Origin of the sequence: Pseudomonas fildesensis (genome assembly GCF_001050345.1) — a bacterium.
Lineage (GTDB): Bacteria > Pseudomonadota > Gammaproteobacteria > Pseudomonadales > Pseudomonadaceae > Aquipseudomonas > Aquipseudomonas fildesensis.
Map to the genome: position 1 here is coordinate 23,676 of NZ_LFMW01000014.1, position 25,547 is coordinate 49,222.

Sequence of the window (25,547 nt, forward strand, 5' to 3'; positions counted from 1 at the left end):
CGTGGCCTTTCGCGAGCTGATCGACGACATCGACGATGTGGTGTTCGAAACCCTGGGCGACAGCGCCTTGATCGAAGGCCGCGCAGATCCGGTGTTGGGCATGTTCGCGGCGCCGTGGAAGCAACCGCAGTTCGGCAAGGTCCACACCGGATTAAGGGAGCCTCGCTTTGAGATCCGCGTGAAGGATTCTGACGGGCTGAGCAAGGGGCTGCGAGTCACCATCGACCTACCGTCACCGGACGGCGGTGGCGACTACGACCTGCTGCAACTGGAGCCCGGCGGCGACGGCCTGGTGGCCCTGATCTTGAGGAAGCGTCCATGAGCGTCGGTAGCTATGTGCAGCAAAACCGCGACAGCGGGATGATTAACATCCTGCCATCGGCGGTGCATTCCCAGGCCTTACGCGAGTTTGGCCAACTGGTACCCAAGGCAGCGGCAGCGGCTCAGCGTCGTGCAATCAACAAGACGCTGGGCTGGCTGCGCACCCACATTGCCCGTGCCGTGGGCAGGCAGGAACGCATCGCCATCGGCGCCGTCCGGCAGCGCCTGCGGGCTTACCCGGTCAGCGGCGGGGCGATGCGCGGCAAGTTGTGGTTCGGGGTCAACGCTATCGAGGCCAGCCGGATCGGGAAGGCCCGGCAAACTCGCGCCGGTGTATCGGTGGCAGGGCGGCGTTACCAAGGCGCGTTCTTCAAACAGGTGTATGGCAGTAGTCCCGACATCTGGATCCGCACGTCGAGCAAGCACTTCAACGCCACGGACTATCCCGGCAGTACGCAGGGCCGGCGCAGCTCCGGCTTCGTGGCGGAAAGCGACAACCGCTTCCCGCTGGCGAAAGCCAAGGTCTCGCTGGACCAGGTGCGACCGCACTTTGATAGCTGGGTCAAACGCGCTGACGAACGCTTGCTGGAGATCCTCAAGCAAGAACTCAACTTTGAACTGCAGAAGTACCTCAAGGGGACCGCCCGTGTCTGATCAACCCTTCAGCCTCGACCGTTTGTATGAGGCCATCGAGCAACACCTGCAGGAGCAGTTGCCGGGAATTCAGGGCGTGTCGTTCTGGCCGGATCTATCGGCAGAGACCAGCATCCCAACGCCCGTGGTGCTGCTGGAGATGGCCGAGATGGAGCCGGCGCAGGATATCGGTACGGGTGAAACCGCGCTGACCTGCAAGTTCGAGGCGCGGATCATCGTCGATTCGATTAGCGTGGATCCGCAGCGTCAGGCGGTGCAGTTGGCCTCTCAACTCGCCGTGCTTCTCCGTGCGCAGAGCTGGGGCCTGGAGGTCGACTGCGCTCAGTTTGTAAGGTCCACCCAGGACTGGACCAAACCCGAGCTGGACGGGTACTTCGTCTGGCTGGTGGAGTGGTATCAGACGGTTTACCTGGGCGCTGAGGAATGGCCGTGGCCGGATGAACCGCCGGGGACCTTGGTCATCGACCTGGGGCCGGGCGTTGGGCAGATCGAACCGGGGGATCTGCAATGAGTTATGCCACGGCGCAGCATGATCGGATGATCGCTTCCACGGTGATGCCCTGCGTTGTCGTGGCGGTGGACCTGTCGACCGCCACGGTGCGTGTGCAGTCGGGCGACTGGACCAGCGCTTGGGTGCGTTGGCACAGCCAAGCCGCTGGCAAGGCACGCCACTGGAGGGTGCCGAGCCTGGGCGAGCAGGGCGCGTTGATCAGTCCCAGCGGGGAGCCGGCTATGGGCACGTTCATCGCTGGCCTGTACGGCAATGCCGGTGCCCAGCCGGACAACCGTGATCACGTCGAGGTTTGGCGTTTCGATGACGGCGGCTCGTTGGTCTACGACTGGGCGGCACACAGCTACACCATCGACCTGCCGGCGGGCAACGTCACGATCAAGGTTGGCGACTCGGTGTTGGAGATGACGCCGAGCAGTACGCGGTTGGTATCGGGCGAGATCAATCTGGTGGGCACGGTCACCATCGACGGTGCGACCCAGATCAACAGCACGTTGAACACGACCGGCGACATCAACAGTGCCGGCAAAGTCATCGATGCCGGTGGCAACACGCCGAACCACAAACACTGACCCATACCCGCCCTGTGCGGGTTTTTCGTTTTAGGAGCATCCGTTCATGAGCAAGACCAAACCCGAAAGCCTGGAGCCCATCGGACCTGGCCGTATGTTCCGCGACACGCTCTTCACCTCGCGCACCCTGGTATTCCCCGATGGCAGCACGGCGCCGGTGAGCAAGGGGCGCGTAACGGCCAGCAGCGATGAGCAGTTCGCGCTCCTCAAGGCCCACCCGGATCTGGAACTGGTGCAGGAGTAATCCCGATGATCGGAATGGATCGCCGCACCGGCAAACCGCTGTCCGGGCTCGACCATCTCCGGCAGTCCATCGAGGACATTCTCGCCACGCCCGTGGGTAGTCGGCGGATGCGACCTGAGTACGGCAGCCAGATCCGGCGCTTCGTCGACCTGCCGGTCAACGGTGGTTGGAAAAGCGCCGTTCAGGCTGAGGTGGCCCGCTCGCTGGGTCGCTGGGAGCCGCGGCTAAAGCTGGAACAGGTGCAGGTCGTCGCCATCGTCGGTGGCCGCATCGACTTCAAGCTGACCGGCGAATATCAGGGCGAAAGCCTGCTGTTGGAGGTGTCGGCATGAGCACGGTGGATTTATCGGCGTTGCCGGCGCCGCAGGTGCTGGAGACCCTGGACTACGAAGCGCTGTACGACGAAGGGCTCGCGGCGTTTCGCGGGTTCATGGGCGACAACTGGTCGGCGGCGCTGGAGAGCGACCCGGTGGTCAAGCTGGTGGAGTTGGGCGCCTACGGCAAGATGCAGAACCGGGCGCGGGTCAATGATGCGGCCAAGGCCTTGCTGCTGGCCTACGCGGAAAAGGAAGATCTCGATCAGCTCGCGGGCAACGTCAAGCTGCAGCGCTTGGTCATTCAACCGGCCAACCTGTTGGCGGTGCCGCCGGTCGAAGAGGTTCGGGAATCGGACGATGCCCTGCGCGAGCGGATACAGCTGGTCTACGAAGGGCTGACCACGGCTGGCCCGCGCAACAGCTACATCTTCCACGCACGCAACGCCTCGGCGTTGGTGGCTGATGCCACGGCGGAAAGCCCGTCACCGGCTGTAGTGGTGGTGACCGTACTCAGCCTGATCGGCAGCGGCAAGGCTGAACAGCCTCTGCTTGATCAGGTGTACGTGAAGCTCAGCGACGACGACATCCGCCCGGTGGGCGACCGTCTCATAGTGCAGAGCGCCGAGATCCTGGAATACCGGATCGACGCCGTGCTGCACATGATCGGCGCCGGTCCGGAAAACGACGCGATCCTGACCGAAGCCATTAAACGCTTGGCTGCCTGGATCAACCCACGTAAACGCCTGGCGTTGGAAGTCGCCCGCTCCGGCGTCGACGCTCAGCTACACATCAGCGGTGTCGGACGGGTAGAGCTGAAAAACTGGGTTGACTTGAAACCGACCAAGTATCAGGCGGCGTATTGCACTGGGTTCAGCGTGGTTCTAGGAGGATGACATGAGCAGCTTGTTACCCCTGAACAGCACGCAGCTGGAACGTGCCATTGAAGCCGCGTTCGCCGAAAAGACAGAGATCCCGTTGCGCACCTTGTACAACCCGGACACCTGCCCGGTGCAGTTGCTACCTTGGTTGGCGTGGACTTGGTCGGTCGACCGCTGGGACAACAGGTGGTCGGAAGCTATCAAGCGTTCGGCCATCCGCTCGGCGTTCTACGTGCATGCGCACAAGGGCACCATCGGCGCCCTGCGGCGGGTGGTCGAGCCACTGGGCTACTTGATCGACGTCATCGAGTGGTTTCAGACCACGCCCAAAGGCGTCCCCGGCACCTTCGCTTTGAAGGTCGGGGTGCTAGACACCGGCATCACCGAAGAGATGTACCTGGAGCTGGAACGCCTGATCGACGACGCCAAGCCTGTCAGTCGCCCCTTGACCGGCCTGGCGATCAGCCTGGAAACCCAAGGCGCCATAAACATCGGTGTTGCCCTCTACGAAGGCGACGTAATCGACGTGTACCCACCCATGCAGCGTGACATTGAAGTCACTGGCTACATCAGCATGGCCGGTCGCGAACACAGCATAGACACTCTGGACGTTTACCCATGATTGATCGCAACTCGCAATTTATGGCGATCCTCACCAACGTGGGGGCCGCGAAGCTGGCTAACGCCAATGCCTTGGGCATTCCCTGGAACCTCACGGCGCTGGGCGTCGGGGATGCAAACGGAACCGACCCGGTCCCCAGTGCGACCCAGACTAAACTGATCAACGAGCAGCGCCGAGCGCCATTGAATCAGTTGCTCGTTGATCCGGTGAATGCGGCGGTAATCATCGCCGAGCAGGTGATCCCGGCAGACATCGGCGGCTGGTGGATCCGCGAGATCGGCTTGTACGACTCTGACGGCGATCTGGTCGCGGTTTCCAACTGCGCGCCGAGCTTCAAGCCAGCGCTGGATCAAGGTTCGGGCCGCACACAGATCGTACGGATGAACTTCATCGTTTCCAGCATCGCAAACATCGTGCTGAAGATTGACCCTTCGGTGGTGCTGGCAACGCGTGAGTATGTTGACCTAGCCCTCACCGAGGCGTTGAACAAGCTGGACTACAAACACTCGGTGCTTGTGGCTACCACGACCAATATCGTGCTGAGCGGCATCCAGACCATCGATGGGGAGCTGCTGGCAGCCGGCGCGCGGGTGCTGGTAAAAAGTCAGACCCAGGGCAAGGACAACGGCATCTATGTTGTACCAGCGTCCGGGGTATGGAAGCGCGCCCTGGATGCGGATACCAGCATTGAGGTGACACCGGGGCTGTTTGTCAGCGTGGAAAGGGGCACGGTAAACAGCGATAGCGTTTGGCAACTGGTGACGGATGCGCCGATTGTCCTGGGAACCACCGCGCTTTCCTTTGAGATGGTCGCAGGGCGCACGGGTATCAGCGCTGGGGCTTATGCACGGGTGACAGTGGACAAGTACGGTCGTGTTATCGGCGGTACGAATCCGACAACGCTTGACGGCTATGGAATTATTGACGGTTTCGCAAAGAGCCTTTCGGCAGCTGATTACGCCGAAGTTACCAAGACAGCGCTTTATTCGCTGGGTGGTGGATCTACAGGCGGTCGGCCACCTGGATTTTCAGGTTCGGGCGCGCTCAATCAGGTTATGGGTGACTACGGTTTCACCCTGGCCTGGAGCCTTGGCAGTAATGAAATGGCCTTTCGGCGCAAAGACCCGACGGGCGTTCTTGCCTGGTGCAGCTTATGGAATTCGTCGAACTTTGACCCGACGCTAAAGGCCAACCTGAAAAGTCCGGTCTTTACCGATACGCCGACCGCTCCCACGGCGTCACCGGGCACCACCAACACCCAGCTGTCGACCTGTGCATTTACGTGGACCGCCATCAACGCCTATGCCACTACGGTTTCCAGCGCTCTCGCAGGAAAGCAGGCCGCAAGCCCTGTTCTTTCGAGTCTTGCGGACAATGCTGGCTGGGGGATCGGTAATCAATTTGTATCCGATGTGGTTGACCTCAACGGTTATAAGACTGGCGGGAAGTTCGTCACCCCCAATGGCGTTTCCAACTTGCCATCAGGGTGGGGGCAGAGTCGGTGCGTAGTTGATGTTAGTGGTGGTGCCTCTTACTCGCTACAGCTGATCGCATCAGCAACTGAGCGTCGATTTGCTGCTCGTACCTCTGGCGGTGATACCTATTCGGTCTGGTGTGAGTTCTGGCACAACGCGAACTTGAGCGAGGCGACAGCTGCCGATATGGCGGCGGGCGTTTCTGGTTCGACATGGGTGAGCCCGCGACGTTTGGCGGCTTCGGCCCTCGGTATCGGTCAGGCCTGGCAGGACGTAACCGCCAGTCGAGCATGGGCTACGACTTATACCAACAACACCGGAAAACCAATTCAGGTAAATGTCGTCGCTCGTGATCCGGTAGCGGGGAACTTCTCTATATCGCTGTACGTTGGTGGCGTAAAAATCGCAGAGACCTACCTTAGTGCTAGCTCTCAGAATTGGGTGTCAGGAATCGTCCCTCCTGGTGCGACGTACAGGGCTGAGCGGCAGGACACTAACGATACGATTACCACTTGGGCGGAGTTGCGCTGATGAAATATTGCCGGCACAAAAAAACGGGGGAGGTGTTCGCTTTCGCGGCAGACGGTTCGGACGATGAGTGTATCGGTAAGGAACTTGTGCCCATGAGCGCTGCTGAAGTGTTCGATCACCTTAATCCGGCTTTGCTGCCCCCGACCATTGAGCAAATCGAGGCTTTGCGTCTGCGGGCGTACGCCGACCCTCTGATCGGGTCGGATCGTTATTTCTCAGAGGCAAGCCGCGAGGCGCTGTTGGGAAATACCGAGGCGTCGGAGGCGGCCAAGCAGCGTGGCCTGGATCGTTTCGCAGAGATTCAACGCGCCTTCCCGTGGCCGTATGTGAAAGACGCCGCCTAAGGCGCTGTCAGTTTTCTAATTGAAGCCCCCGCCTTGGGGGCTTTCTCGTTTCTGGAGTTCAAACATGAGTGCAAGTGGATTCTTTCACGGCGTCACCGTGACCAACGTCGACACCGGCACGCGGCCTATCGCGGTGCCCTCGTCATCGATCATCGGCCTCTGCGACACCTTCACCCCTGGTCCCGCTGTCAGTGCCTTACCCAATCAACTGATGCTAATCACCCGCGAAAGCGAAGCCATCGCTGCCTGGGGTGAAAATGCGGCAATCACCAAAGCGGTAAAGGCGATTTACGTTCGCTCCAAGGCGGTAATCGTCGCCTGCGGCGTGGAAAAACTGGCGGACGCCGCCGCGCAGACCTCGGCCATCATCGGCGGCGTCCTGGCGAACGGCACCCGTACCGGCATGCAGGCGCTGCTCGACGGCAAGAGCCGTTTCAACGCGCAGCCTCGATTGCTGGCTGCACCCAAGCACACCGCAACCTTGCCCGTCGCCACGGCGTTGGTGGCCTTAAGCGAAAAGCTGCGGGCCATGGCAATTATCGACGGCCCCAACACCACCGACGAAGCCGCGATGGAATACCGCGAAAACTTCGGCAGTAAGCGCGTGTTCTTCGTCGATCCAGGCGTGCAGTACTGGGACACCGCACTCAGTGCCACCGTCAATGCCCCGGGTTCCGCCTGGGTCGCCGGGCTTTTCGCCTGGACCGATTCGGAGTACGGCTTCTGGGCCTCGCCGTCGAACAAAGAGTTCGTTGGCATCACCGGCACCGGTCGCCCCATCGAGTTTCTGGACGGCGACGAAACCTGCCGGGCCAACCTGCTCAACAATGCGCAGATCACCACGATCATCCGCGATGACGGTTACCGCCTGTGGGGCAACCGCACCTGTTCCAGCGATCCGAAGTGGGCGTTCGTCACCCGAGTGCGGACCATGGACATCGTGATGGACGCGATCCTCTACGGCCACAAATGGGCGGTCGACCGCTCGATCACCAGGACCTATGTCAGTGACGTGACCGAAGGCCTCGCGGCGTTTATGCGCGACCTGAAAAACCAGGGTGCGGTGATCAACTTCGAGGTGTTCGCAGACCCCGCACTGAACACGGCCAGCCAGCTGGAGCAGGGCAAGGTGTACTGGAACATCCGTTTCACCGACGTGCCGCCGGCAGAAAACCCCAACTTCCGGGTCGAGGTCACCAACCAGTGGCTGACCGAAGTCCTCGACACCAACGCATAAAGGAGAGCCGCAGATGGTTCCGCAAACGCTCTACAACATGAACGCCCATATCGACGGCGTCGCCTTTAACGGGGAGATGACCAGTGTGACGCTCCCCAAACTCACCTTGAAAACCGAAGAGCATCGCGCTGGTGGCATGGATGCCCCGGTGGAGATGGACCAGGGCATGGAAAAGCTGGAAGCCAGTTTCGCCGGCAAAGGTGCGCGCCCTGAGGCCATGAAATTTTACGGCCTGGCCGACCAGACAGCATTCAACGCGGTGTTTCGTGGTTCCTTCAAAGGACAGAAAGGCGCGACCACGGCGGTGGTTGCCACCTTGCGCGGCATGCTCAAAGAGATTGATCCGGGCGACTGGAAAGCCGGGGAGGCGGGCGAGTTCAAGTACGCCGTCGCGGTTAGCTATTACAAACTCGAAGTAGGTGGTCGCCTGATGTTCGAGATTGATCCAATCAACTGCGTCCGGGTTATCAACGGTGTCGATCAACTCGCCAGCGTCCGTCGCGACCTAGGTATGTAAGGGAAATTGCTCTCATGAAAAAACTGAAAAAGCTGCCTTCCTGGCTCACCGTCGAGGCGGATACTGCGACGATCACGTTGACGCGCCCAAGCGATGTTAACGGCGTAAAGGTCGACCAACTGACCCTGCGCGCTCCGACCTTGCGTGAAGTCCGTGCCTCTGACGCGATTGGTGGTGGCGACGTCGTATTGTGCGAGGTGACGTTGTTCGCATCCCTGGCGGATGCGGGCACAGCAGACATCGACGGGCTCAAGCTGACGGACTACGCACGTGTGCAGTCCGGCTACTCGCGGCTGCTGATGGATGCCGGCTTTCCCGAAGACCGGGACGACACGCCGACCTGGTTGGTCGTCGGCCCTGATGGCGCAGTGGTCACGCTGTCCAAGGCTTATGACGTCAACGACATCAAGCTCGACCGCCTGGTGTTGCGCGCTCCCACCGTGCGCGACGTGCGTGCCGCAACCTCTGCTTCCAATGGTGACGACGATCAGCGCGACACAATCCTGCTTGCCAGCCTCTCTGAATCCAACACCAAGGATCTGGAGGGGCTCAAGCTGACGGACTACCAGCGGCTGCAAGCCGCCTACTTTCGCCTGGTGCAGGATGACGGGGTTTAGCGCCTCCCTGCAGCGACAGGTCGCGAAACGCTTGGCGACGCATTATTCATTTGCCGCCAATGAAATCGAGACCATGCCCTTTTCCACGATGATCTGGTGGCTCACGGACTGAGCCCCGCATCCCTGCCTGGAGTGTTCTCATGGCAAACAACCTGGCGCTCGGCCTGGTCATCGGCGGCGTCGTCAGCTCCACAGTCGGCGCCGCCTTCAAGGACGTTGAAGGCCGCATCAAGAAACTCGGCGAAACCGGCACCAAGGCCCGGGTGCTGCAAAGCACCATCGGCGACACGATCCGCCTGCGTGACGAATGGAAAAAAGCCCACGACACGGGCTCAGCTTCGGCCGATGGCCTACTGCGAAAGCTTGAGGGCAATCTCAAGACCCTGAAAGAGCAAGGCATTGAAGTCGGCAAACTGCGCAAGGAATACCAGGCCCTCGGCCAGGTAGCGCGTGGCGCCGAACTCAAGGCGCTGGGCCACACGCAGATCCAGCAGGGCAAAGAGGGCATGAAGAACTCCCTCGGCAAAGCAGCGGCACTCACGGCGTCGTTGGCGATCCCGACCAAGGTTTCCGGCGATTACCAGGCTCAAATCCGCCAGATGTCGTTGTGGGCTCACACTGCCGGTACCGGCGATGAGGCCGAGCTGGCAGCGAGCATCAGCAAGGTCGCGGCAGAGAAGGGAATGAGCCAGCAACTGTTGGCCCAGTCGGTCGGCGCCTTGATCGAAAAGGGTGTGGATTGGGACGTGGCCGCCGGTTACGCCGGGCAGATCGCCGACCTGATCGACGGCCAGGGCATGGAGCCCGAAACCATCGCCACCCTGATCAACTCCTTCAAGGAGGCCGGGGTCAAGCAGGGTGACATGGCCGCCATGCTGGGGCAGGTGGCGGCGGCCGGTGACATCGGCGCGTTCGGCCCCAAGGAGATGGCCAAGTACCTGCCGGCCATGCTCGGCAACATCAAGCGCCTGGGCATGGAAGGCCCCGAGGCGGTGCGTTTTCTCGGTGCCAGCCTGCAATCACAGTTCTCGCAAACCCAGGACGCGGCGGCTGCGGCTACCAACATGAACAACCTGCTCAACGCAGTGATCAGCAACACCAGCCAGGAACGGTTTGCCAAGGAAGGCTATGACCTGGCCGGCTCGATCAACGCGGCCACCAAAAGCGGCAAGTCGGCGAACCCGGTCGATGCGTTCATCATGCTCAGCGAGCAGTTGATCAGGAAGCAGGATCCCGCCAAGGCCAAGAAAATCGAGGCGCTGAAGGCCAAGATCAAAGGCTCGGTCGATGGCAGTGCAGAGGAAGCGCAGGCCATGATCGCGCTGACCGAGGCGGCGGGGTTGGCGAACATCGTCAGTGATCAGAGCGCCAGTGCGGGTTTGCTCGCGCAGATCAAATATGGCGACAAGATCAAGGCTGATATGGCGACCATCGAGAAGACGGATGGTAAGGCCAAGATCGAGGCTGATGCTGCAAAGGAGCGGGAGACGTCCAACCGGAAGTGGGCCACCGCGACTGCCGGCATTGAATCGTCGATGACAAGTATAGGAGATGCGTTGCGGCCGCTGACTGACTTGGCGGCAGACGGGTTAGCGAAACTGGCGTATGGGCTTGGCGAGCTAGCAGTGAAGTTTCCTCCGGTCATCAGTGGCGCGACGGTGCTGGCTGCGGGCATTGTAGCCTTGGGCACTGCAGCGAGTGCGTACAAGATGGGTAAAGGGATGCTCAATGTCGCCCGCGGCTCGTTGATGGGCAATCCCAATATTCCGCAGAAAGTGATCGTGACCAATATGCCCGTGGGTGGGCTGGATGGTGGTGGGCTTGATGGGCAAGGAAAAAAAGGCCGACGGGGCAAAGGCCGCAGGGGGCGAGGTGGCCGTGGAGCAATTGCTAGTGTCGCATCTGCCGCGCCGGTCGAAGCAGTTGCCAGCAGGTTTGCACCTAAGGCCATGATGGGTAAGGGGCTGGGGTTCGCCAAGGTCGGTGCACCCATGGCGCTGATCGAGGCGGGGTTGATCGCTGCTGACACCTATCAAAATGCAGAGACCCGCGACGAAAAAGCCGAAGGCTATGGCAACGCTGCTGGCACGTTGGCCGGGACATTGGCTGGTGCAGCAGCTGGGGCCGCGATTGGTTCGGTGGTGCCGGTCATCGGTACGGTTGTTGGCGGATTGATCGGCGGGTTCCTCGGTAGTTGGGGCGGCGGTGAACTGGGCAGCGTAGTTGGCAAGGCCGCATTCGGTGGACCGGACGCACCGGCCGAGCGCTTGGTGCTGCCGGTTCAGCCTTCGCCGTTGCGGTTGCCGCCACCTGGTGCGGCTCCAATGCCGCGCTTGGCACAGATGGCGCCGCCATTGTCGGCAGGTCCATTGATGCTCAGGGCGCCCGCTGCACCTGGGCCGGCCTTGGGCGACGTGTCGCGCTCGTTGGCGTCTGCTCCAACGGCGGCATTCGCACCTGCAGTGCTCAGCGCTGGAGTTGCCGCGAAGCCGGAACCCCCTCGGATTGATCAGCAGTGGCAATTCTCCCCGACCGTGGGTGTCACGGTTCAGGGGGACGTCAAGGATCCACGGCAGTTGGCGCAGGAAATGATGCCGCACATGCGTCAGCTGTTTGAAGAATTCAGCCGGGAGCAGGCACGACGCAACCTGTTCGACGCGCCACATGTTTAAGGGGGAGCGATGACTTATATGGAGCAGTTGCAGTCCGGCTTTAAATCTTTGGTCAAGGCCGGGGAGGCTGGCCGGCACAGCATTGACGACATGATCGGCCCGGTGAATGGTGCGATCAGCGAGATCTCCGGCGCCGCCGAGGAGATCGCCAGCCTGCCGGGCGTGCCACCTGAGGTTGGCGCAAAGCTGCAGCGTGTCATGCGTGGAATCGGTGCGGCTCAATCCAAGGTTGGGACGGTGCTGGCAACCTACAACAAAGCCACTCGCACGCTGTCAGGCATTGATGAACGTATGGGTACGCTCAAGGAACAAGCCTACCGGGCCGGGACGGCAATCAACCAAGTTGCCGGGAAGGTCGATCCCAGGCTGGCGAACATCCTGCCCACCAGCGCCCTGGCGCCCAATGCCACGCCGATGGCGGAAGCGGTCAAACCGTTTCCGCACCTGCTGATTTTGCAGCCGCTGCAAACCAACGCGCAGCCGTTCTACTTCAACCTGGACACGGCAGCGTTCGACGAACTTCGCCGGCAGACAGAGTTTCGCTGGGCCTCGCAAGAGCGCCTCAGTCGTCGACCGGCGCAGCAAGCCGTGGGCCTGGGCGAGGAAAAGCTAAGCCTCAAGGGCGCGATTTTTCCCGCGTTCAAAGGGGGGCTCAAGCAACTGGACGTTTTGCGCTCCATCGGTGCCCAGTTGCTGCCGTTAAACCTGACCACCGGCTACGGCTTTGTTCTGGGCACCTGGTGCTTACGCAGCCTGGAGGAAGAGCAGGGCGCGCTGCTGGCTGGCGGGATCCCGCGTAAGCAAACCTTTAGTTTGGAGTTCACGCGTTATGGCGATGATATGCAGAACGTCTGACGGCGACCTGCTCGACACCCTGTGTTATCAGCATTACGGGCACCTCAATGGCACGGTCGAGGCGGTGGTTGCGGCCAATCGGTTGCTGGCGGATGAACCGCAGCCTTTGCGTACCGGGCTGCTGATCACCTTTCCCGACATTGAGCAGGCCACGGTCGAGCAGGTGCAGTTGTGGGATTGATTGGTTTTTCTGGATACCCATTTGGCAAACGATTAGATTCACCTTTTCTCACTCAAGGGAGATTGTGCGTCGCATGGACTATTTTTCAGATTTTCTAAGTGTTAAGTGGTGGGTTAGTGCTTGCCTCAATGTTGTCATAGGTGTTGTCTTACTGGCCGTGTTTAAGTTAGTACCTCGACTTGGTATGCAATGGATGCAAAGCGGTAGGGTGAAACGTTTGAAAAAAATCAGACGCATACGCTTTAACTCGGTTGCTGTTAATCATGAAATCATGACTTCAGGGGTCTACTTCGTCTTGTTTTTGATTTCGGTTGTTTTGACAGTCTGTCTCATTGCATTTACTGGTTATGCTGGTGAGGTGAAAATGACATACGTGCCGTTTGTGGTGTCACTGTACGCAGCTCCAGTTTTTGTTTTTGAAGTGCTCTGGTTGGAGCAAAACTTCTTTGTGAGGATGCTGATTCGCTTTAATCCATATTCTCATAAAGGTAAAAAACGTATCGACAGGTCTACTCCGCGTTCAGTTCGTAGAGATAAGGAGAGGGCTTTACGTCGTAGTGAGCTTGGCTCATTGAAATATCGGCAGGCATAATTTTCACATACGCCACGGCCCCTTTATTGGGGCTTTGTTGTTTCTGGAGAGCAGAATTTTGAAACCCATCTTTCGGATCGTCGCCGACGGCTCTGACGTAACAGCGCTGATCAACGACCGCCTGCTGTTGCTGCGCACACTCGACAAGCCCGGCATGGAATCCGACGAGTTCGAGTTGCGCATCGATGACCGTGACGGCGCCGTGGCGCTTCCCAAGAAAGGCGCTGCTATCGAGATATACCTCGGCTACGACAGCAAAGTACTGGCGCGCTTGGGCCGCTATACGGTCGACGACATCGAGGTGTCAGGCCCGCCCGACACCCTGGTCATTCGCGGTAAGGCCAGCGACATGCGCGGTAGCGGCAAGACCACCCGCAGTGGCAGTTGGGAAAATGTACCTCTGTCCAAGATCGTCAGCGACATCGCTGCACGCAATGGCTGGAAGCCTGAATGCCCGGTCACCACGGTCGTGCCTCGGGCCGACCAGTTGAATGAGTCGGACTACAACTTCATCACCCGACTCGCCAAAGGCTACGACTGCACGGCCAAGGTCGCCGACAGCAAGCTTCTGGTGCTGCCTCGCCAAAGTGGGCAGACCGCCAGCGGCAAGAGCCTGCCGGCGATCACACTCCTGCGCAGCGACGTCAGCCGCTGGCAATTCCGCTTCCCCGACCGCACCACCCAAAAGGCCGTCAAAGCCAAGTACCAGGACAAGAAAACCGGCGAGCTGGTCAACCTGACCCTGGACAACGACGACGCGCCGGTAGGTTTGCCGCCGGTTCACACCGACCGCCACATCCACCCGAACAAATCCGCCGCTGAGCAAGCCGTGAAGGCCCGGCTCGCCGCGTTCAATCGCTCGACAGCCGAGGTGCGGCTGGAGATGGTGGGGCGGACGGACCTGTTTGCTGAGCGGCAGATCAACGCGCAGGGCTTCAAGGATGGATTGGACGGGGAGTTCCTGGTCGACTCGGTGGAGCAGGTGTTCACCCAGTCCGGCTGGAGTACAACGGTCGAGTGCAATGCAGGGAAGAAGGGTAAGGCCAAGGCGGCCGGCAAGAAAAAGAAGAAGTCCAAGGAGGTCAAAGTCCTGGAGCTGTAACTGGCCGTACCTGCTTCACACCCGCCGCCATCGAGCGGTCTTTTTTTGCCTGGGAAAAAGCGATGTCCATTACCGAGCAACAACTCCAACGCATCATGCCCAACGCCCGCCGCCAAGCGGGCGTTTTTGTTTCCGCGTTAAACACGGCCATGAGCAACCGCAAGATCGATACGCCGAAGCGCCAGGCGGCGTTCCTTGCCCAGATCGGCCATGAGTCGGGCCAACTGCAGTACGTGCGTGAACTGGGGGGCGATCAGTACCTCAGCAAGTACGACACCGGCACACTGGCCGCCAAGCTGGGCAACACTCCCGTCGCCGATGGTGACGGTCAACGTTATCGCGGCCGTGGGCTGATCCAGATCACCGGTCACGACAACTACCTGCGCTGTAGCTTGGCGCTGTTCGGCGATGAGCGATTGCTGCGCACGCCAGAGCTGCTTGAACTGCCGCAGTGGGCCGCCGAATCGGCTGCATGGTTCTGGTCGATAAACGGATTGAACGCGCTCGCGGATCAAGAGCAGTTCAACACGATCACCCGCCGAATCAACGGTGGCCTCAACGGCCTGGAGGATCGGCTGCAACTTTGGGCCAGGGCGAGGGCAGTGTTATGCGTCTCTTCGACCTGATCCCCACGCAATACCGGATTGCGGCGGTCGGCCTGTTGCTGGTGATGTTGGCTGCCGGCTCCGCTGCATTGGCTTGGACCGTTCAAGGTTGGCGTTACGGCCAGCAGTTGGAGCGCCAGGCCCGGCTACATGCGGACACCCTTAACGAGTTATCACAAGCGTCTGCCGCCCTGCAGCGTACCGAGCAAGGCAAGCGCTTTGCCCTAGTGCAGCGCCTGCAGAACAAAGACCAAACCCACCACAAGGAATTGACCGATGAGCAAACGAAACAGGCTCGTCTGCGTGATCGCCTGGCTACTGCTGATCTGCAGCTGTCAGTCGTACTCGCCGCCACCGACGCCACCAGCGGCTGTTCAGTGCTATCCACCACCGCCACCGGCCGCGTGGTTCATGGCACCACAAGAGCCCAACTTGACCCAGCGCATGCTCAACGAATTATCGGAATCACCGATGCCGGCGACCAAGGAATGATCGCCCTGCGGGCCTGTCAGGCCTACGCAAAAGAAGTCTCTACACCGAAGTAAAAGGAGCGGCCGGGCAGGATGCGTCAACATCCAACCCGGCCACCTTCCCTGCAGATAGTCCCTGCAAGTCCAGCCAAGGCTCCTGCTTCGTGCACAAAGCGGAGCGAGCCTAGCACTGTTTATCCATACAGCAAAGGTCTTGCTTTTATATGTCCACACCCATCATCCCTTGGATGGGCGGCAAACGCCGCCTGGCCGACCGCCTTATCCCGCTTTTCCCACCACATGAATGCTACGTCGAAGTGTTTGCCGGCGGTGCCGCGCTTTACTTCATGCGGCCCCAGGCCGCGCCGGTTGAAGTCCTCAACGACATCAATGGCGACCTGGTGACGCTGTACCGCGTGGTGCAGAACCACTTGGAAGAATTCGTGCGCCAGTTCAAATGGGCGCTCAGCTCGCGCCAGGTATTCGAGTGGCAGAAAATGACCCGTCCTGAAACCCTCACCGACATCCAGCGCGCCGCTCGGTTCTTCTACCTGCAGCACCATGCCTTTGCCGGCAAGGTGACGGGGCAGACGTTTGGTACCGCGACCACTGGTCCGGCTATCAACTTGTTGCGGATCGAGGAGAACCTATCTGCGGCGTGGCAGCGGTTGTCCGGCACCTACGTTGAAAACCTGCCCTGGTTGGACTGCGCCGAACGCTACGACCGTGCCCACACCTTCCACTACATGGATCCGCCTTACTGGCAGACGGCGGGATATGGCGTGGATTTTCCGTTTGAGAATTACGAGCGCATGGCTGATTTCATGCGGCGTTGCAAAGGGAAGGTGATGGTTAGCATCAACGATCATCCGGACATCCGGCAGGTGTTTGATGGTTTTCACTTCGAGACCTTGGACATCCGATACACCGCAGCCAACCAACGACATAGGAAGGCTGAGGTGAGCGGGGAGTTGGTTGTCATGAATTGGGAGCCTGCGGCATTGGGGGTGCTATTTTAATTACCAGGGCCATCCGCCGTGATATAGCGTAAGGATAGGGGTAAAGGCAGTTTCTTAAGGAAGGAAGTAAATTTGCTCTTCCTTGAATTATCGAAATTAGTTGTAGTGAGGCCAATCTGCAAGATAAGGTCTATGTCAGAAAGGAGTTTTCTATTAGTACTGGGCTTGAGAGGTTGAAGGGGAGCTCTGATTAGTATTGGTAATAAAATCAAGACTTCATCCTACGCAACGCAAGCCCCGCTGTATGGGGCTTGGTCTTGGTTGGCTGGCTTGTAATATACTACTTCGACTATTTGCAGCTATGTGAATAGGTGCTGGATTTATAGGTGGGGCTGAATGAGGTCGCGAGTTTTATCCAGTAATTTTTCATCTTGTAGGAGATGCCATTTCCAAATGGCCGAAAATGGGAACGAGCTTTCGAGCATGACGGCCAGTCTATCTTTGGCGAACTGTATCTCACTACTTGTGGATTTAATGTTGACTATTATTTGACGTAATATGAGCAGGTCGCAGAAGTGGTCAAATATTTTATCAATTAGGTTGCTTCTCGTAATTCCTCGTAATCCGGTAGCCGCTTCGTTGTAGCATCTTTCAAGTAGAGCAGCAGTGTTGTGAGTGGCTTCGTTTTTATAAGATTCGACGACATTGACACGTATGTTGTGGTCTGGGTGTCCCGGCATGCTGAATTGTAGGGACTTAAAAATTTCCGTATTGCTGTCGCAGCAGTCTAGAATATTTTTATGCTTAGAGCCTTTTATGCTATTGCATCTGCTGCAAGAATAATAAAGGTTGTTCCAGTCGAATTTTTTTTCATCGTCCCCTTCGTGTGGAACTAAATGTTCGATTTCAGGGTCGGAAAGATTTATTTGTTCACATAAATAGCATTTGCCTTGGAATATTTGAGAAAGAGTTTTAACTATTTCAGCGGTGTTGTAGCCTGAGCTTTTTGTGCAGCTTGGGGGCGTGGTAGGTCGACTAACTTTAAACATCTTTCTGGTCCTCATCCAAAATGCTATTAACCCCCATCAGATAAAAAGCCTTGGAGCGATTATCAAGGGAATTTTCGGATGCGCTAACTTTTTTGATGTATTGGCGTAATTTTTCAGTATTGCCGTTTTTGGATTGAGTGATTGCGGCTATTTCACTGATTATTTCGTCCAGTATTTTTGAAGTGGTTCTGGTTCCCAATAATCCCTCCATAACTGCCGAATATGAATAGAGGGATAGGTCTTTATCTGTAGTGACGTTGGTCCCCATGTCGTACACAACTGAATTGCTGATGGAGGTTAAAATAAATGGAGAGTGTGTTGTGATAATGAATTGAATGTTTGGAAAGGAGTTTTCTAAGAATGGTAATATGAGTCGTTGGAGAGAGACATGTAGGTGTACTTCTAATTCATCAATCAGAACTGTGCCGCTAAGAGTGTTTGGGGGGATCTCTAAATAAGCGGCGCGCATTAAAAGCTCGCTGTAAATATCAAGTATCGAGGCGTATCCTGATGATAAGGATTGCAGGTCTGTATCGAGTTTGTTTTTTCGTCTAATGGTGAATTTTAGCGTGTCAGGATTATAGTTCAGAGTTGTCGTTTCATCTTCCATGAGAAACTTTAAGTTTTGTTCTAAATCGCTAAACCACCTCTCAATAAGCTGAGCTACAGAAGAATCACGTTCATGGGCTATGGCGTATGCGCTTCGCGTTTTTAAGTTTACTAAATGTTTTTCGAGAGAGCCTCCTACTCTGTTATGTTTCATTTCCGATCTATAAATGGTTTTTTCGTTTTCTAAGCCGCGAGCTGCATCGGACGTAGTAATACCAGCTTGGCGATGAGCAGAAAATAGTAGATTTACCGCTGAAAGATCCTCAGTTTTTGAGCGGAGTTCCCGAAAGTCTGGAGTGCAAATGTTTAGCTTTGAATCGTGATAACGTAAGTTTATTTTTAAAGCGCGCAACTCTGAAGTTAGATTGTAAAAATTGTCAGTTTTAACTTTTATATTTTTAAGTAGTTGTTCGATAACTGGGATTCTTTTGATTTTGTATTCGTATGTGTCTTGTTCGCTCATCAATATGTGGTTTTTTATTGTTTGATGTAAGTTTGTTAGGAAGTGAGTTTTACCTGAGCCATTCGGCCCGGTAATTATTAGGTTTTTGTTTTTAGTGTTGATGTCAATTTTAATGTTCTTATTTTCAATTGTTCCGTAAATTCTTTCGATATACTTTTTCACGGACTACTCCATTTTATGACTGGTAGTGTTTTTGCGTTTTTTTGCCGATCTGATAATTACCTTAGCGCCCTTTCAGAAAATCGGCCGTTTGGAGCTAACCGGTCTTGGGTGAGCAGGTTCGTTGAGAAAATGGTTGGTACTTCCTTTCTGAATATACCGATATGGCAAACCGCCTGGGCAATTGGTAGATCGCGTCCACCTCGGCGCTTTTTTCTGCCACCACCGCCATTGTCGAGATTAAAAGATCTCAGATCTAAAAAAATTATAGCTCTCATAATGAGGGTTGCCTGAAGCGACCGTAAACTGTGAGCATAGCAACTGGCTGGACTGGTTGGAAATCGCTGCAAGGGCGGGGCTTCGGCGCCTGATGATCAATTTGCTGGGGTGATTTCAAATTGCGACGTTCGATCATCGCCGGACGGCAGAGGAGATTGGGTCCCGAGACCTCGTATGGGGCAAACCATACGCCGATCTATGCCATCCAATGCCTATTATGCTTTTACACAACCTGCCGTGGACGAAAGTTACAGCCAGTAACCAAGGGCCTGCCTCCAAAATCCCCCCGATGCCCCTACACAATCGGGGTGTGCTTTGTCAGAGACGATCGGTTCGTAGCTTCGCCAGGCCCTGCTTGATGTGCCCAGCGTTTTCGCCGATCACGAATAGCGCACCACGTACGTTATTACCAACCTCATCCAAGCCTTGCTTTTCGCTTTGGAGAGCCAATTCCATCAGAGCTGCTTCTAACGCGAGCTGATTCTCGTACATTCGTTCAAGCAAATCCGGAAGTGAGTATTCCCCTGACATGTGTGCTATCTCATAGAAAAGGGCTAAGCATAGCAGGGGCCTACCAAATTGATGCTTGCTTAGAAATTGCTACGAGATCGGCCGCTCAATGCCCGGTAGGCATAGCTAGCGGTGGTTTTGAAGAAGGCTATGTCCAATCCATCATCGGGGCGACGGAGAAGCGGCGGGAGAGTGGAGCGGTTTGTAGGGACATGGGGAATCTGAGTCAACGAGGCGAATGGCGCGCAGTTTATCAGGGATGTAACGGCGGCGTCGGAGCGGCGAGTTCCGCGCCCTTCACCCCTTGGCGCAAGGTGCCGTCACATTTTTGGAAGATGTCATTTTGCTATTGTTTTTATAACTTAACGATCTTTCAACTTTGCTTACCCTTGTTCTTGCTGAGCTAGTCTGTCGTTCAGGATTGGCAGGATATGACATGGATAGTCACAAGGGCAGTATCCCCGCGTGTCGCAGGCGTTTATTCCGGCCAGGTAAACGCCTCTCCTCTCATACCGTTGTTCAATTCCTGTGTTGTTCAATTCCTGTCGTGACGCAAAGTAGGCGCGCACCCGGGCGTTCTCAATGACGAGGTGAATATGAATGGACTTCTAGCGATCAAGGCGCTTGCCGCATCGGCGTGCGTGGTACTCCTGTCATCCCTGCTTCCGCACGGCAGCACGTTGGCGCAAACCACACCAGCCGCCACCAAGGGCGCAGCCATCGCGCCGATACCCGGAGGGTGTCCAAGGTTTACACAAGGTGCGCGCGTGTTCACGCCGCCCGCGCTTTACAGTGAAAATGGCACGCTGGCGGTGAGTTTTTCTTATCAGCAAAGTGTCGATGACAAGGGTCGTACGCTCTATTGCTTCATGACGCCTGACGGCATGCAGAACCCCACGTTACATGTGCTGCCCGGCGACAAACTCACAGTAGTGGTGACCAACAATACGCCCGAAGGCATTAACCCCATGGCGCTTAATCCGCCCAACTGCGGTGCCAAGTTCATGAACAGCACCTCGGTCAACCTGCACTACCACGGCACCAATACCGCGCCGACATGTGGCGGGGATGAGGTGATCAAAACCATCATCAACTCCGGTGAAACCTTCACCTACACCCTGGATTTCCCCACTGACGAGCCGCCAGGGATGTACTGGTATCACCCGCATGTGCACGGGATTTCCGAACCGGTGGTGATGGGCGGGGCGACCGGCGCATTGATTGTGGACGGGATCGAACGGTTTTTTCCGGGGGTAGAGGGGCTACCGCAACAGATCCTGGTGCTGCGTGATCAGCTCCAGCTCAACAACCTGACTGAAGGGCCCGGTAACTGCGGGGTCGGCGTGCCGTTCCGTGACGTCACCGTGAACAATGTGCCGGTCAACTCCTACACGGATAAGAACAACGTATTTTTTGTTCCGGCCACACTGCCAGTCACGCCGGGCCAGGCGCAGTTTTGGCGGGTCGCCAATATATCTGCGGATTCGATACTCGACCTGAGCCTCGTCTACGACAACGTCCCGCAGTCCCTCAACCTGATCGCCATCGACGGCGTTCCCATCAATTCTCAAGACGGCACGGGTGGCACGGGCCAGAGCATTGCGGTCAACCATTTCCGCCTGCCGCCGGCGTCGCGCGTAGAGTTTGTGGCGAATATGCCCGAGGCCAGCGTGCAACAGGCCACGCTGATGACCGCCAACATCAATACCGGCGCGGATGGCGACTGCAACCCGACTCGCCCGTTAATCACGCTTAACCCGGCGGCGAACGCGGACGCAAAACTTGCCAGCCTGCCTGCGCGGCCGATTGCCGAAGCGGCGGGGCGGCGCTTTGCCGGCTTGGCGCAAGCGTCCATCGTTGCACAGCGCAATTTGTACTTTTCCGAGAACGGCAACCAAACCGAGTTCTACATGACGGTCGACGGCCAGGTGCCGCACGTATTCAACCCGGACCAGCCACCGAGCATTACCACCACGCAGGGAGCGGTGGAGCAGTGGTCTGTCGAGAACCGCAGCACCGAAAACCATGTGTTTCACATCCACCAGATTCATTTTTATGTGCAGGGGCAGAATAATTTCGGCACCGAGCCGCAGGCGCCGGGGATTGTGGGGCAGTACCTGGACACCATCGAAGTGCCAGCTTGGTCCGGTAATACGCAGGACCCGTACCCGAGCGTGTCACTGTTGATGGATTTTCGCGGCGAAGTGGTCGGGGATTTTGTCTTTCACTGCCACCTGCTGGGGCATGAGGACCTGGGGATGATGAGCATTATTCGGGTTAATCCTGCGTCGGGGAAAGTGGCGCAGGTGGGTGTGCCGGTGGCGGGTGGGGGGCATCATAAGGGGCATTGAGGGATGAAAGGGGGGAGACGCGAAAAACGTGATCCCCCTTTTTTTGTGAGTTTGGGGAGTTTGAAATTCGGAGTGTTTATCGTGGTCTGACCCCGATATCTCAGAACTTCTCTCGGCGGTTGCGAGGCATCTGGCAAACGAACTTACTCTCATCAATAGCATGTTATCTGGGAGTATGATCAAGAAGCCGGAATTTGCACATGAGATCCGGATGCATGCTAGGCCCAAGACGCCCAATATCCCTAAGCAGTCGGCTAGTCTGGAGTTTCTAGAAGAGCTCAAGCTCCATACAGATAACTATGTTGTCGCTGGACACGCTTCGAAATGGACTGTGTATCGGTCTTTGCTTGCTGATATATCTGCCGCGCACCTGTGGTCCGGATCGCTTCTTCATCACCTATTTCATCTCAAAACCGCAGCAGAAGCAGGGCATTTGGTAAGTAGTGAGATAGACAGGGTTACCGAGTCGCCGCAAGTCTATGCGGCAAGGTCGCAACTGGTTCAATATCACATCCAGAACGTCCATTTGGCGATAACATATTTGGAAAAAAAATAGTAACGGTAAGTCGTACTGCTGTTTGTTTACTCGCGATATCGGGGTCAGACCAAGATATCTCCTCGGAGATTTCCCACACTTTTCTTAGCTTGCCCGTCAGACCACCCATCGCTAACCTTCCCCAGTCGCTGCAAACCCAGCGGCCGGAGGTGGAAGTCCGTATAGCTAAGGCGTTTTAACTCCCGACAATATTTGGAGCTTCGCCCATGCACAAAAAAACACGCAATCCCTACGTCGATCACAATACTGCTCCCCTCGACACCAAACTCCACGCAGCCGCTCAACGAGCAATCGATCATTACCTGTTCCCCACGAACAAAAACGACGGCGCACCCGCCGAACGCCCCAGCAACAACCTATTCCTAGTCAGCCCAAACATCGACACCGAAACCCTCCTGGCCAACGCCTCCGAAAACCTCGCTTCCGCCGCTGAAATGGCCACAACACTGGCCTTCAACCTCGACGAATCCCAGCGCGCCATTGCCTTGGGCATTCAGCAGCTAATCGAGTTGAGCGCTCTGCTCGTTGATCGAGCACAGGAGCAAGTCGCGCCGGCTACCAGCACTGCTACTGCCTGACAACCAACCCTGCCGCCTTGCACAAAGGCGGCAATCTGAACCAAGCCTGTCACCCAGCAAACTTTCATGATTCCCGAAGCGTTTGAGGTCTACGATCCTCGTTAAGAGAGGACTCCCGCGCCTCCAGCCCACAGGGAACTGAACAATGATCTCGAACGTCGTCAAAGTTGTGATGATTGCTGGTGCGTTGCTGTTGAGCGCTTGTTCGTCTGGTTCGTCAGGCGTGAGCAGCGACCCTTGTTTTTCGGGGGGATGCCAGGCGTTTGGTGACCACAGCCCCAGCAAAGCCGCCAAGATGAATTTTGGAGGCAGTGGGCTGGGGAGTAGTTATGGTGAGTATGGTTCGGGGTTGTTGCGGGACGATTAATTGCTTGATGTTGTCTCGCAGTGCAAGGTCGGTTTTAAATACTGCCGGACGGCAATAATGCGAGATAGGTTTTGCAGTAAAGAGGACACCAGTTGCGTGACTGCAATTGCCTACGCAGCTGGCGTATTCACTACAGATCTAACTCAACCTCCTTAGTAGATTCGAACCCAATTCACATTCTTGGGATTTGGAGAGGGGACAGGGCCGTTGATCCCGGAGTGATGGCCGAAGATCTTCGTGTTGGCCCACACCTTGTTGGCGTTGGCACAGAGGCGAACGGCGGCGGCGAAGCCGGCGATATCTTCGCCGCAGGTCGAGATATAGACCGCACTCGGTACTTGTCCCGCCTGCATATTGCCCTGCACTGTTGCCAGGAAAGCAGGTGCTTCGATGGAAAGCGACGGGCCCTCATCCCCGATATGTTCATTGGTGCCGTGTGCAATGACGACGATGACCGCGCCACCTGCAATGTTCAGGTTCGTGCCGCGCACCGCTGCCCAGTGATGGCGTGCAGTGACGGCGGGCCAGTCAGTATCGAGTTGGGTAGCCAGGATGTCTGCATCAGTGCTCATTTCAAAAATAATAGTCATGATCAATTCCTTATCAATCGAAACTTGAAAGTCGGGAAAACGACGGTGCCTTTCGGCTGTTCATGGCCTGGCTGCCAGTGCGGTGTGGAACTGGCGCTTGATACGCGACACGATCGCATCACCTTCTTGTTTTTCCGTGTCTGGTAACCCACCAAGCTCCGATCCGACCCCGTTTAACGCAGGTCCCGCAAGTGGGTTAAGTTCCTGGAGCAATTTGTTGATGGAACCGAGGCGTTTGTTCAGCACGTCGCTGATTTCCGTGAACTTGGCCAGTGAGGTGAGGTAGTCGCTGGCTTTGGTGTCCAGGTCGTTGAAGTCGTTGCCAAGTTTGCGCAGTTGATTACGAAAGACCTGCTTTTGTTCTTCATACGCTTGCAGGTCGTTCAGCTCACTCATGCCTTTGCCTTCCTTGATCGAAAAACGCACATCGAAAAGGAACAGGGTCTGGATAATCGATTCATTACTGAAGAAGTCTTTGCTTTGGTAAGAGTTCTCCATCACGATGATGAATAGAGTCATGCCAGGCACCAGCATTTTTTTATCGTACTTGATGCTTATGCCGGTTTCAGTTTTTGAGCCGGCACTGGTCAAAAGTCCCTGAATGACATCGAACGCTGCGTTGGCGATTAGCAGTTCCAAGTTCGTCATCGCCTTAATGGCAATATTGACTTCTGCAGGTGGCTTGTCTTTTTTAGGGTCAACGGGCAACTTCTTACCGAAGATGGTATCCCGGCACGAATCGATCATCACGTTAACCGATGCCAGCGACCACTCGCTCACAGTGGTCAGGTGTTGGTAACTGCTCGAAATCATCGAAGCGTCGTCTTTATACTTGCTGTAATGCTCCTTGACATGTTTATCCAGGATTTGCGTTTGCTCTGCCTGGATTTTGTTGAGGTCGGCACGCATGCCATCAACATATTTCTGAAATTCAGCATTCTTTTCTTGCTGCTCTTTGATCGTATTTGACTGTCCCATGTCTAGCTCCAAGTGTTGGATGATGTCGGCCTTTCCAATGCGCAACTGCTACTTCCATTTCCCTCTGCGCATTTAAAAAGGTGACACCCAAAACATGAGCTTCTACGGTCTTTGACTCAATGCATTCACATTGAGCGGCGTGCAAAGGTGGGTGCATGTACTTGCGCGGCGCTCAAGTTGAGGGCGAGTCGATGGCCGCCAGGAAACTTTCCAGGTGCACCACGGCCGCATCGGGGAGTGTGGATAAAGGTCTTCGGGGCTGTGGGGCGCCGGTAGGCTGGGCGTTGCGATGAGTATCCATGGTGCCGCGCCCCAGCAGCAGCCAGTCGGTGGAAACATCCAGGAGTTCACACAGCGCGATAATGTTTTCGACCGTTATCCTGCCGTTCTTTCGCCAGCGGCATACGGCACTTTCCGTGACGTCAAGCGCGACGGCAACGGCGTAGAGTTTTGATAGTTTTCGCTGTTCCATTGCTTCGCAGATCCGCACTCCGAGCGTCGATTGCATAAAGGTCATCCATTGAACGGGAAACTGGATACCTGACTGTATGCATTGGAGTGCTTGGCGCTACTCACGACTGGCGGGGTGGTGTGGCAGTCACGGGTATGTTGACTGACCCACCGCTATCGGGAGCAAGCCCCCTCCCACAGGGGCAATCCTGTTCAGTTAAGAAATAGAAAGCGCAAAAAGTAACCTGTGGCGAGGGAGCTTGCTCCCGTTGGACTGCGTAGCAGTCCCCTCTTTGGGGCCGCTGCGCAGCCCAACGCGGAGCAAGCCCGCT

Annotated in this window: 30 protein-coding genes and 1 pseudogene; 25 read left to right on the top strand and 6 right to left on the bottom strand. The window is 56.7% G+C overall.

What is annotated here, in order from left to right:
• Position 1: 1 nt before the first annotated feature.
• From ACR52_RS21190 to ACR52_RS21285, 22 genes and pseudogenes are all read left to right on the top strand, one after another.
• A complete protein-coding gene (locus tag ACR52_RS21190) occupies positions 2-322 on the top strand; it encodes a head-tail joining protein (protein ID WP_048729092.1) in 321 nt (106 codons plus the stop codon).
• Complete coding sequence (locus ACR52_RS21195) at positions 319-975, top strand: hypothetical protein (RefSeq protein WP_048729094.1); 657 nt, start codon at positions 319-321, stop codon at positions 973-975. Before ACR52_RS21190 ends, ACR52_RS21195 begins: the two co-directional genes overlap by 4 nt.
• The gene (locus ACR52_RS21200; protein WP_048729097.1) at positions 968-1,486 is read left to right on the top strand and encodes a hypothetical protein; all 519 of its coding nucleotides are present in this window, start codon (positions 968-970) and stop codon (positions 1,484-1,486) included. Before ACR52_RS21195 ends, ACR52_RS21200 begins: the two co-directional genes overlap by 8 nt.
• On the top strand, positions 1,483-2,058 hold the full coding sequence (locus ACR52_RS21205; RefSeq protein ID WP_048729100.1) for a phage baseplate assembly protein V: 576 nt from the start codon (positions 1,483-1,485) through the stop codon (positions 2,056-2,058). The genes ACR52_RS21200 and ACR52_RS21205 overlap by 4 nt, the downstream gene beginning before the upstream one ends.
• 46 nt (positions 2,059-2,104) lie before the next feature.
• Positions 2,105-2,302, top strand: coding sequence for a hypothetical protein (locus ACR52_RS21210; protein ID WP_048729102.1), 198 nt, complete (start codon positions 2,105-2,107; stop codon positions 2,300-2,302).
• Between the two features lie 5 nt (positions 2,303-2,307).
• The gene (locus ACR52_RS21215; protein WP_048729104.1) at positions 2,308-2,634 is read left to right on the top strand and encodes a GPW/gp25 family protein; all 327 of its coding nucleotides are present in this window, start codon (positions 2,308-2,310) and stop codon (positions 2,632-2,634) included.
• Positions 2,631-3,512: a baseplate assembly protein gene (locus ACR52_RS21220; protein ID WP_048729106.1), complete on the top strand. Its 882-nt coding sequence runs from the start codon at positions 2,631-2,633 to the stop codon at positions 3,510-3,512. The genes ACR52_RS21215 and ACR52_RS21220 overlap by 4 nt, the downstream gene beginning before the upstream one ends.
• A 1-nt stretch (position 3,513) precedes the next feature.
• Positions 3,514-4,119: a phage tail protein I gene (locus ACR52_RS21225; RefSeq protein ID WP_048729108.1), complete on the top strand. Its 606-nt coding sequence runs from the start codon at positions 3,514-3,516 to the stop codon at positions 4,117-4,119.
• Positions 4,116-6,125 carry a phage tail protein gene (locus ACR52_RS31075; RefSeq protein WP_082143197.1) on the top strand — a complete coding sequence of 670 codons (2,010 nt, stop codon included), beginning with the start codon at positions 4,116-4,118 and terminating at the stop codon, positions 6,123-6,125. Before ACR52_RS21225 ends, ACR52_RS31075 begins: the two co-directional genes overlap by 4 nt.
• A 92-nt stretch (positions 6,126-6,217) precedes the next feature.
• Positions 6,218-6,469: a hypothetical protein gene (locus ACR52_RS21235; RefSeq protein WP_152687660.1), complete on the top strand. Its 252-nt coding sequence runs from the start codon at positions 6,218-6,220 to the stop codon at positions 6,467-6,469.
• A 64-nt stretch (positions 6,470-6,533) separates the two neighbouring features.
• Positions 6,534-7,706, top strand: coding sequence for a phage tail sheath subtilisin-like domain-containing protein (locus tag ACR52_RS21240; RefSeq protein WP_048729112.1), 1,173 nt, complete (start codon positions 6,534-6,536; stop codon positions 7,704-7,706).
• Positions 7,707-7,719: 13 nt separating this feature from the next.
• Positions 7,720-8,223 carry a phage major tail tube protein gene (locus ACR52_RS21245; RefSeq protein WP_048729113.1) on the top strand — a complete coding sequence of 168 codons (504 nt, stop codon included), beginning with the start codon at positions 7,720-7,722 and terminating at the stop codon, positions 8,221-8,223.
• Positions 8,224-8,237: 14 nt separating this feature from the next.
• Positions 8,238-8,510, top strand: a pseudogene (locus ACR52_RS31840) (phage tail assembly protein); the annotation flags it as partial.
• Positions 8,511-8,522: 12 nt separating this feature from the next.
• A complete protein-coding gene (locus ACR52_RS31845; protein ID WP_236692173.1) occupies positions 8,523-8,840 on the top strand; it encodes a phage tail assembly protein in 318 nt (105 codons plus the stop codon).
• A 140-nt stretch (positions 8,841-8,980) separates the two neighbouring features.
• Complete coding sequence (locus ACR52_RS21255) at positions 8,981-11,512, top strand: phage tail tape measure protein (protein WP_048729117.1); 2,532 nt, start codon at positions 8,981-8,983, stop codon at positions 11,510-11,512.
• Between the two features lie 9 nt (positions 11,513-11,521).
• Entirely contained in the window at positions 11,522-12,367 is an 846-nt protein-coding gene (locus ACR52_RS21260; protein WP_048729119.1) for a phage tail protein, read from the top strand.
• Complete coding sequence (locus ACR52_RS21265) at positions 12,342-12,548, top strand: tail protein X (RefSeq protein ID WP_048729121.1); 207 nt, start codon at positions 12,342-12,344, stop codon at positions 12,546-12,548. Before ACR52_RS21260 ends, ACR52_RS21265 begins: the two co-directional genes overlap by 26 nt.
• 73 nt (positions 12,549-12,621) lie before the next feature.
• Positions 12,622-13,140: a hypothetical protein gene (locus ACR52_RS30510; protein WP_152687661.1), complete on the top strand. Its 519-nt coding sequence runs from the start codon at positions 12,622-12,624 to the stop codon at positions 13,138-13,140.
• Positions 13,141-13,198: 58 nt separating this feature from the next.
• Positions 13,199-14,242: a phage late control D family protein gene (locus ACR52_RS21270; protein WP_048729123.1), complete on the top strand. Its 1,044-nt coding sequence runs from the start codon at positions 13,199-13,201 to the stop codon at positions 14,240-14,242.
• A gap of 62 nt (positions 14,243-14,304) precedes the next feature.
• Entirely contained in the window at positions 14,305-14,868 is a 564-nt protein-coding gene (locus ACR52_RS21275; protein WP_048729125.1) for a glycoside hydrolase family 19 protein, read from the top strand.
• Positions 14,850-15,392, top strand: a complete 543-nt coding sequence (locus ACR52_RS21280) for a lysis system i-spanin subunit Rz (RefSeq protein WP_048729127.1) — start codon at positions 14,850-14,852, stop codon at positions 15,390-15,392. Before ACR52_RS21275 ends, ACR52_RS21280 begins: the two co-directional genes overlap by 19 nt.
• Before the next feature lie 149 nt (positions 15,393-15,541).
• Positions 15,542-16,336 carry a DNA adenine methylase gene (locus ACR52_RS21285; protein ID WP_048729129.1) on the top strand — a complete coding sequence of 265 codons (795 nt, stop codon included), beginning with the start codon at positions 15,542-15,544 and terminating at the stop codon, positions 16,334-16,336.
• A gap of 320 nt (positions 16,337-16,656) precedes the next feature.
• Here ACR52_RS21285 and ACR52_RS30515 read toward each other — a convergent pair whose 3' ends face one another.
• The 3 genes from ACR52_RS30515 to ACR52_RS21300 form a co-directional block, all read right to left on the bottom strand.
• The gene (locus tag ACR52_RS30515) at positions 16,657-17,325 is read right to left on the bottom strand and encodes an HNH endonuclease (protein WP_048729131.1); all 669 of its coding nucleotides are present in this window, start codon (positions 17,323-17,325) and stop codon (positions 16,657-16,659) included.
• On the bottom strand, positions 17,318-18,559 hold the full coding sequence (locus ACR52_RS21295) for an AAA family ATPase (RefSeq protein WP_048729133.1): 1,242 nt from the start codon (positions 18,557-18,559) through the stop codon (positions 17,318-17,320). Before ACR52_RS21295 ends, ACR52_RS30515 begins: the two co-directional genes overlap by 8 nt.
• Positions 18,560-19,153: 594 nt before the next feature.
• Positions 19,154-19,366 (bottom strand): hypothetical protein, encoded by a 213-nt coding sequence (locus ACR52_RS21300; protein ID WP_048729136.1) that lies wholly within the window; start codon positions 19,364-19,366, stop codon positions 19,154-19,156.
• A 575-nt stretch (positions 19,367-19,941) separates the two neighbouring features.
• Between ACR52_RS21300 and ACR52_RS21305 the strand changes: the two genes are divergently transcribed.
• The 3 genes from ACR52_RS21305 (at position 19,942) to ACR52_RS31375 (ending at position 23,197) form a co-directional block, all read left to right on the top strand.
• Positions 19,942-21,696 (top strand): multicopper oxidase family protein, encoded by a 1,755-nt coding sequence (locus tag ACR52_RS21305; RefSeq protein WP_082143199.1) that lies wholly within the window; start codon positions 19,942-19,944, stop codon positions 21,694-21,696.
• A gap of 762 nt (positions 21,697-22,458) precedes the next feature.
• Positions 22,459-22,830, top strand: coding sequence for a DUF6124 family protein (locus ACR52_RS21315; RefSeq protein WP_048729142.1), 372 nt, complete (start codon positions 22,459-22,461; stop codon positions 22,828-22,830).
• 145 nt (positions 22,831-22,975) lie between these two features.
• Positions 22,976-23,197 (top strand): hypothetical protein, encoded by a 222-nt coding sequence (locus ACR52_RS31375; protein WP_082143200.1) that lies wholly within the window; start codon positions 22,976-22,978, stop codon positions 23,195-23,197.
• 152 nt (positions 23,198-23,349) lie between these two features.
• Here ACR52_RS31375 and ACR52_RS21320 read toward each other — a convergent pair whose 3' ends face one another.
• The 3 genes from ACR52_RS21320 to ACR52_RS21330 all read right to left on the bottom strand — a co-directional run bounded on the left by ACR52_RS21320 (position 23,350) and on the right by ACR52_RS21330 (position 25,273).
• Positions 23,350-23,787 (bottom strand): hypothetical protein, encoded by a 438-nt coding sequence (locus ACR52_RS21320; RefSeq protein WP_048729145.1) that lies wholly within the window; start codon positions 23,785-23,787, stop codon positions 23,350-23,352.
• Between the two features lie 60 nt (positions 23,788-23,847).
• Positions 23,848-24,810 carry a hypothetical protein gene (locus ACR52_RS21325; RefSeq protein ID WP_152687662.1) on the bottom strand — a complete coding sequence of 321 codons (963 nt, stop codon included), beginning with the start codon at positions 24,808-24,810 and terminating at the stop codon, positions 23,848-23,850.
• A gap of 127 nt (positions 24,811-24,937) precedes the next feature.
• Positions 24,938-25,273 carry a helix-turn-helix domain-containing protein gene (locus tag ACR52_RS21330; RefSeq protein WP_053221253.1) on the bottom strand — a complete coding sequence of 112 codons (336 nt, stop codon included), beginning with the start codon at positions 25,271-25,273 and terminating at the stop codon, positions 24,938-24,940.
• Between the last annotated feature and the right edge of the window lie 274 nt (positions 25,274-25,547).

What these genes read in the sequence shown, in the direction of transcription:
- ACR52_RS21275 (WP_048729125.1), top strand. Translation starts at nt 14,305, where the DNA reads ATGTCCATTACCGAGCAACAACTCCAACGCATCATGCCCAACGCCCGC.
- ACR52_RS21210 (WP_048729102.1), top strand. Translation starts at nt 2,105, where the DNA reads ATGAGCAAGACCAAACCCGAAAGCCTGGAGCCCATCGGACCTGGCCGT.
- ACR52_RS21305 (WP_082143199.1), top strand. Translation starts at nt 19,942, where the DNA reads ATGAATGGACTTCTAGCGATCAAGGCGCTTGCCGCATCGGCGTGCGTG.
- ACR52_RS21280 (WP_048729127.1), top strand. Translation starts at nt 14,850, where the DNA reads ATGCGTCTCTTCGACCTGATCCCCACGCAATACCGGATTGCGGCGGTC.
- ACR52_RS21255 (WP_048729117.1), top strand. Translation starts at nt 8,981, where the DNA reads ATGGCAAACAACCTGGCGCTCGGCCTGGTCATCGGCGGCGTCGTCAGC.
- ACR52_RS21265 (WP_048729121.1), top strand. Translation starts at nt 12,342, where the DNA reads ATGGCGATGATATGCAGAACGTCTGACGGCGACCTGCTCGACACCCTG.
- ACR52_RS21205 (WP_048729100.1), top strand. Translation starts at nt 1,483, where the DNA reads ATGAGTTATGCCACGGCGCAGCATGATCGGATGATCGCTTCCACGGTG.
- ACR52_RS21300 (WP_048729136.1), bottom strand. Translation starts at nt 19,366, where the DNA reads ATGTCAGGGGAATACTCACTTCCGGATTTGCTTGAACGAATGTACGAG.
- ACR52_RS30515 (WP_048729131.1), bottom strand. Translation starts at nt 17,325, where the DNA reads ATGTTTAAAGTTAGTCGACCTACCACGCCCCCAAGCTGCACAAAAAGC.
- ACR52_RS30510 (WP_152687661.1), top strand. Translation starts at nt 12,622, where the DNA reads ATGGACTATTTTTCAGATTTTCTAAGTGTTAAGTGGTGGGTTAGTGCT.
- ACR52_RS21260 (WP_048729119.1), top strand. Translation starts at nt 11,522, where the DNA reads ATGACTTATATGGAGCAGTTGCAGTCCGGCTTTAAATCTTTGGTCAAG.
- ACR52_RS21240 (WP_048729112.1), top strand. Translation starts at nt 6,534, where the DNA reads ATGAGTGCAAGTGGATTCTTTCACGGCGTCACCGTGACCAACGTCGAC.
- ACR52_RS21285 (WP_048729129.1), top strand. Translation starts at nt 15,542, where the DNA reads ATGTCCACACCCATCATCCCTTGGATGGGCGGCAAACGCCGCCTGGCC.
- ACR52_RS21330 (WP_053221253.1), bottom strand. Translation starts at nt 25,273, where the DNA reads ATGCAATCGACGCTCGGAGTGCGGATCTGCGAAGCAATGGAACAGCGA.
- ACR52_RS31845 (WP_236692173.1), top strand. Translation starts at nt 8,523, where the DNA reads ATGGATGCCGGCTTTCCCGAAGACCGGGACGACACGCCGACCTGGTTG.
- ACR52_RS21225 (WP_048729108.1), top strand. Translation starts at nt 3,514, where the DNA reads ATGAGCAGCTTGTTACCCCTGAACAGCACGCAGCTGGAACGTGCCATT.
- ACR52_RS21195 (WP_048729094.1), top strand. Translation starts at nt 319, where the DNA reads ATGAGCGTCGGTAGCTATGTGCAGCAAAACCGCGACAGCGGGATGATT.
- ACR52_RS21235 (WP_152687660.1), top strand. Translation starts at nt 6,218, where the DNA reads ATGAGCGCTGCTGAAGTGTTCGATCACCTTAATCCGGCTTTGCTGCCC.
- ACR52_RS31075 (WP_082143197.1), top strand. Translation starts at nt 4,116, where the DNA reads ATGATTGATCGCAACTCGCAATTTATGGCGATCCTCACCAACGTGGGG.
- ACR52_RS31375 (WP_082143200.1), top strand. Translation starts at nt 22,976, where the DNA reads ATGATCTCGAACGTCGTCAAAGTTGTGATGATTGCTGGTGCGTTGCTG.
- ACR52_RS21320 (WP_048729145.1), bottom strand. Translation starts at nt 23,787, where the DNA reads ATGACTATTATTTTTGAAATGAGCACTGATGCAGACATCCTGGCTACC.
- ACR52_RS21220 (WP_048729106.1), top strand. Translation starts at nt 2,631, where the DNA reads ATGAGCACGGTGGATTTATCGGCGTTGCCGGCGCCGCAGGTGCTGGAG.
- ACR52_RS21245 (WP_048729113.1), top strand. Translation starts at nt 7,720, where the DNA reads ATGGTTCCGCAAACGCTCTACAACATGAACGCCCATATCGACGGCGTC.
- ACR52_RS21315 (WP_048729142.1), top strand. Translation starts at nt 22,459, where the DNA reads ATGCACAAAAAAACACGCAATCCCTACGTCGATCACAATACTGCTCCC.
- ACR52_RS21215 (WP_048729104.1), top strand. Translation starts at nt 2,308, where the DNA reads ATGATCGGAATGGATCGCCGCACCGGCAAACCGCTGTCCGGGCTCGAC.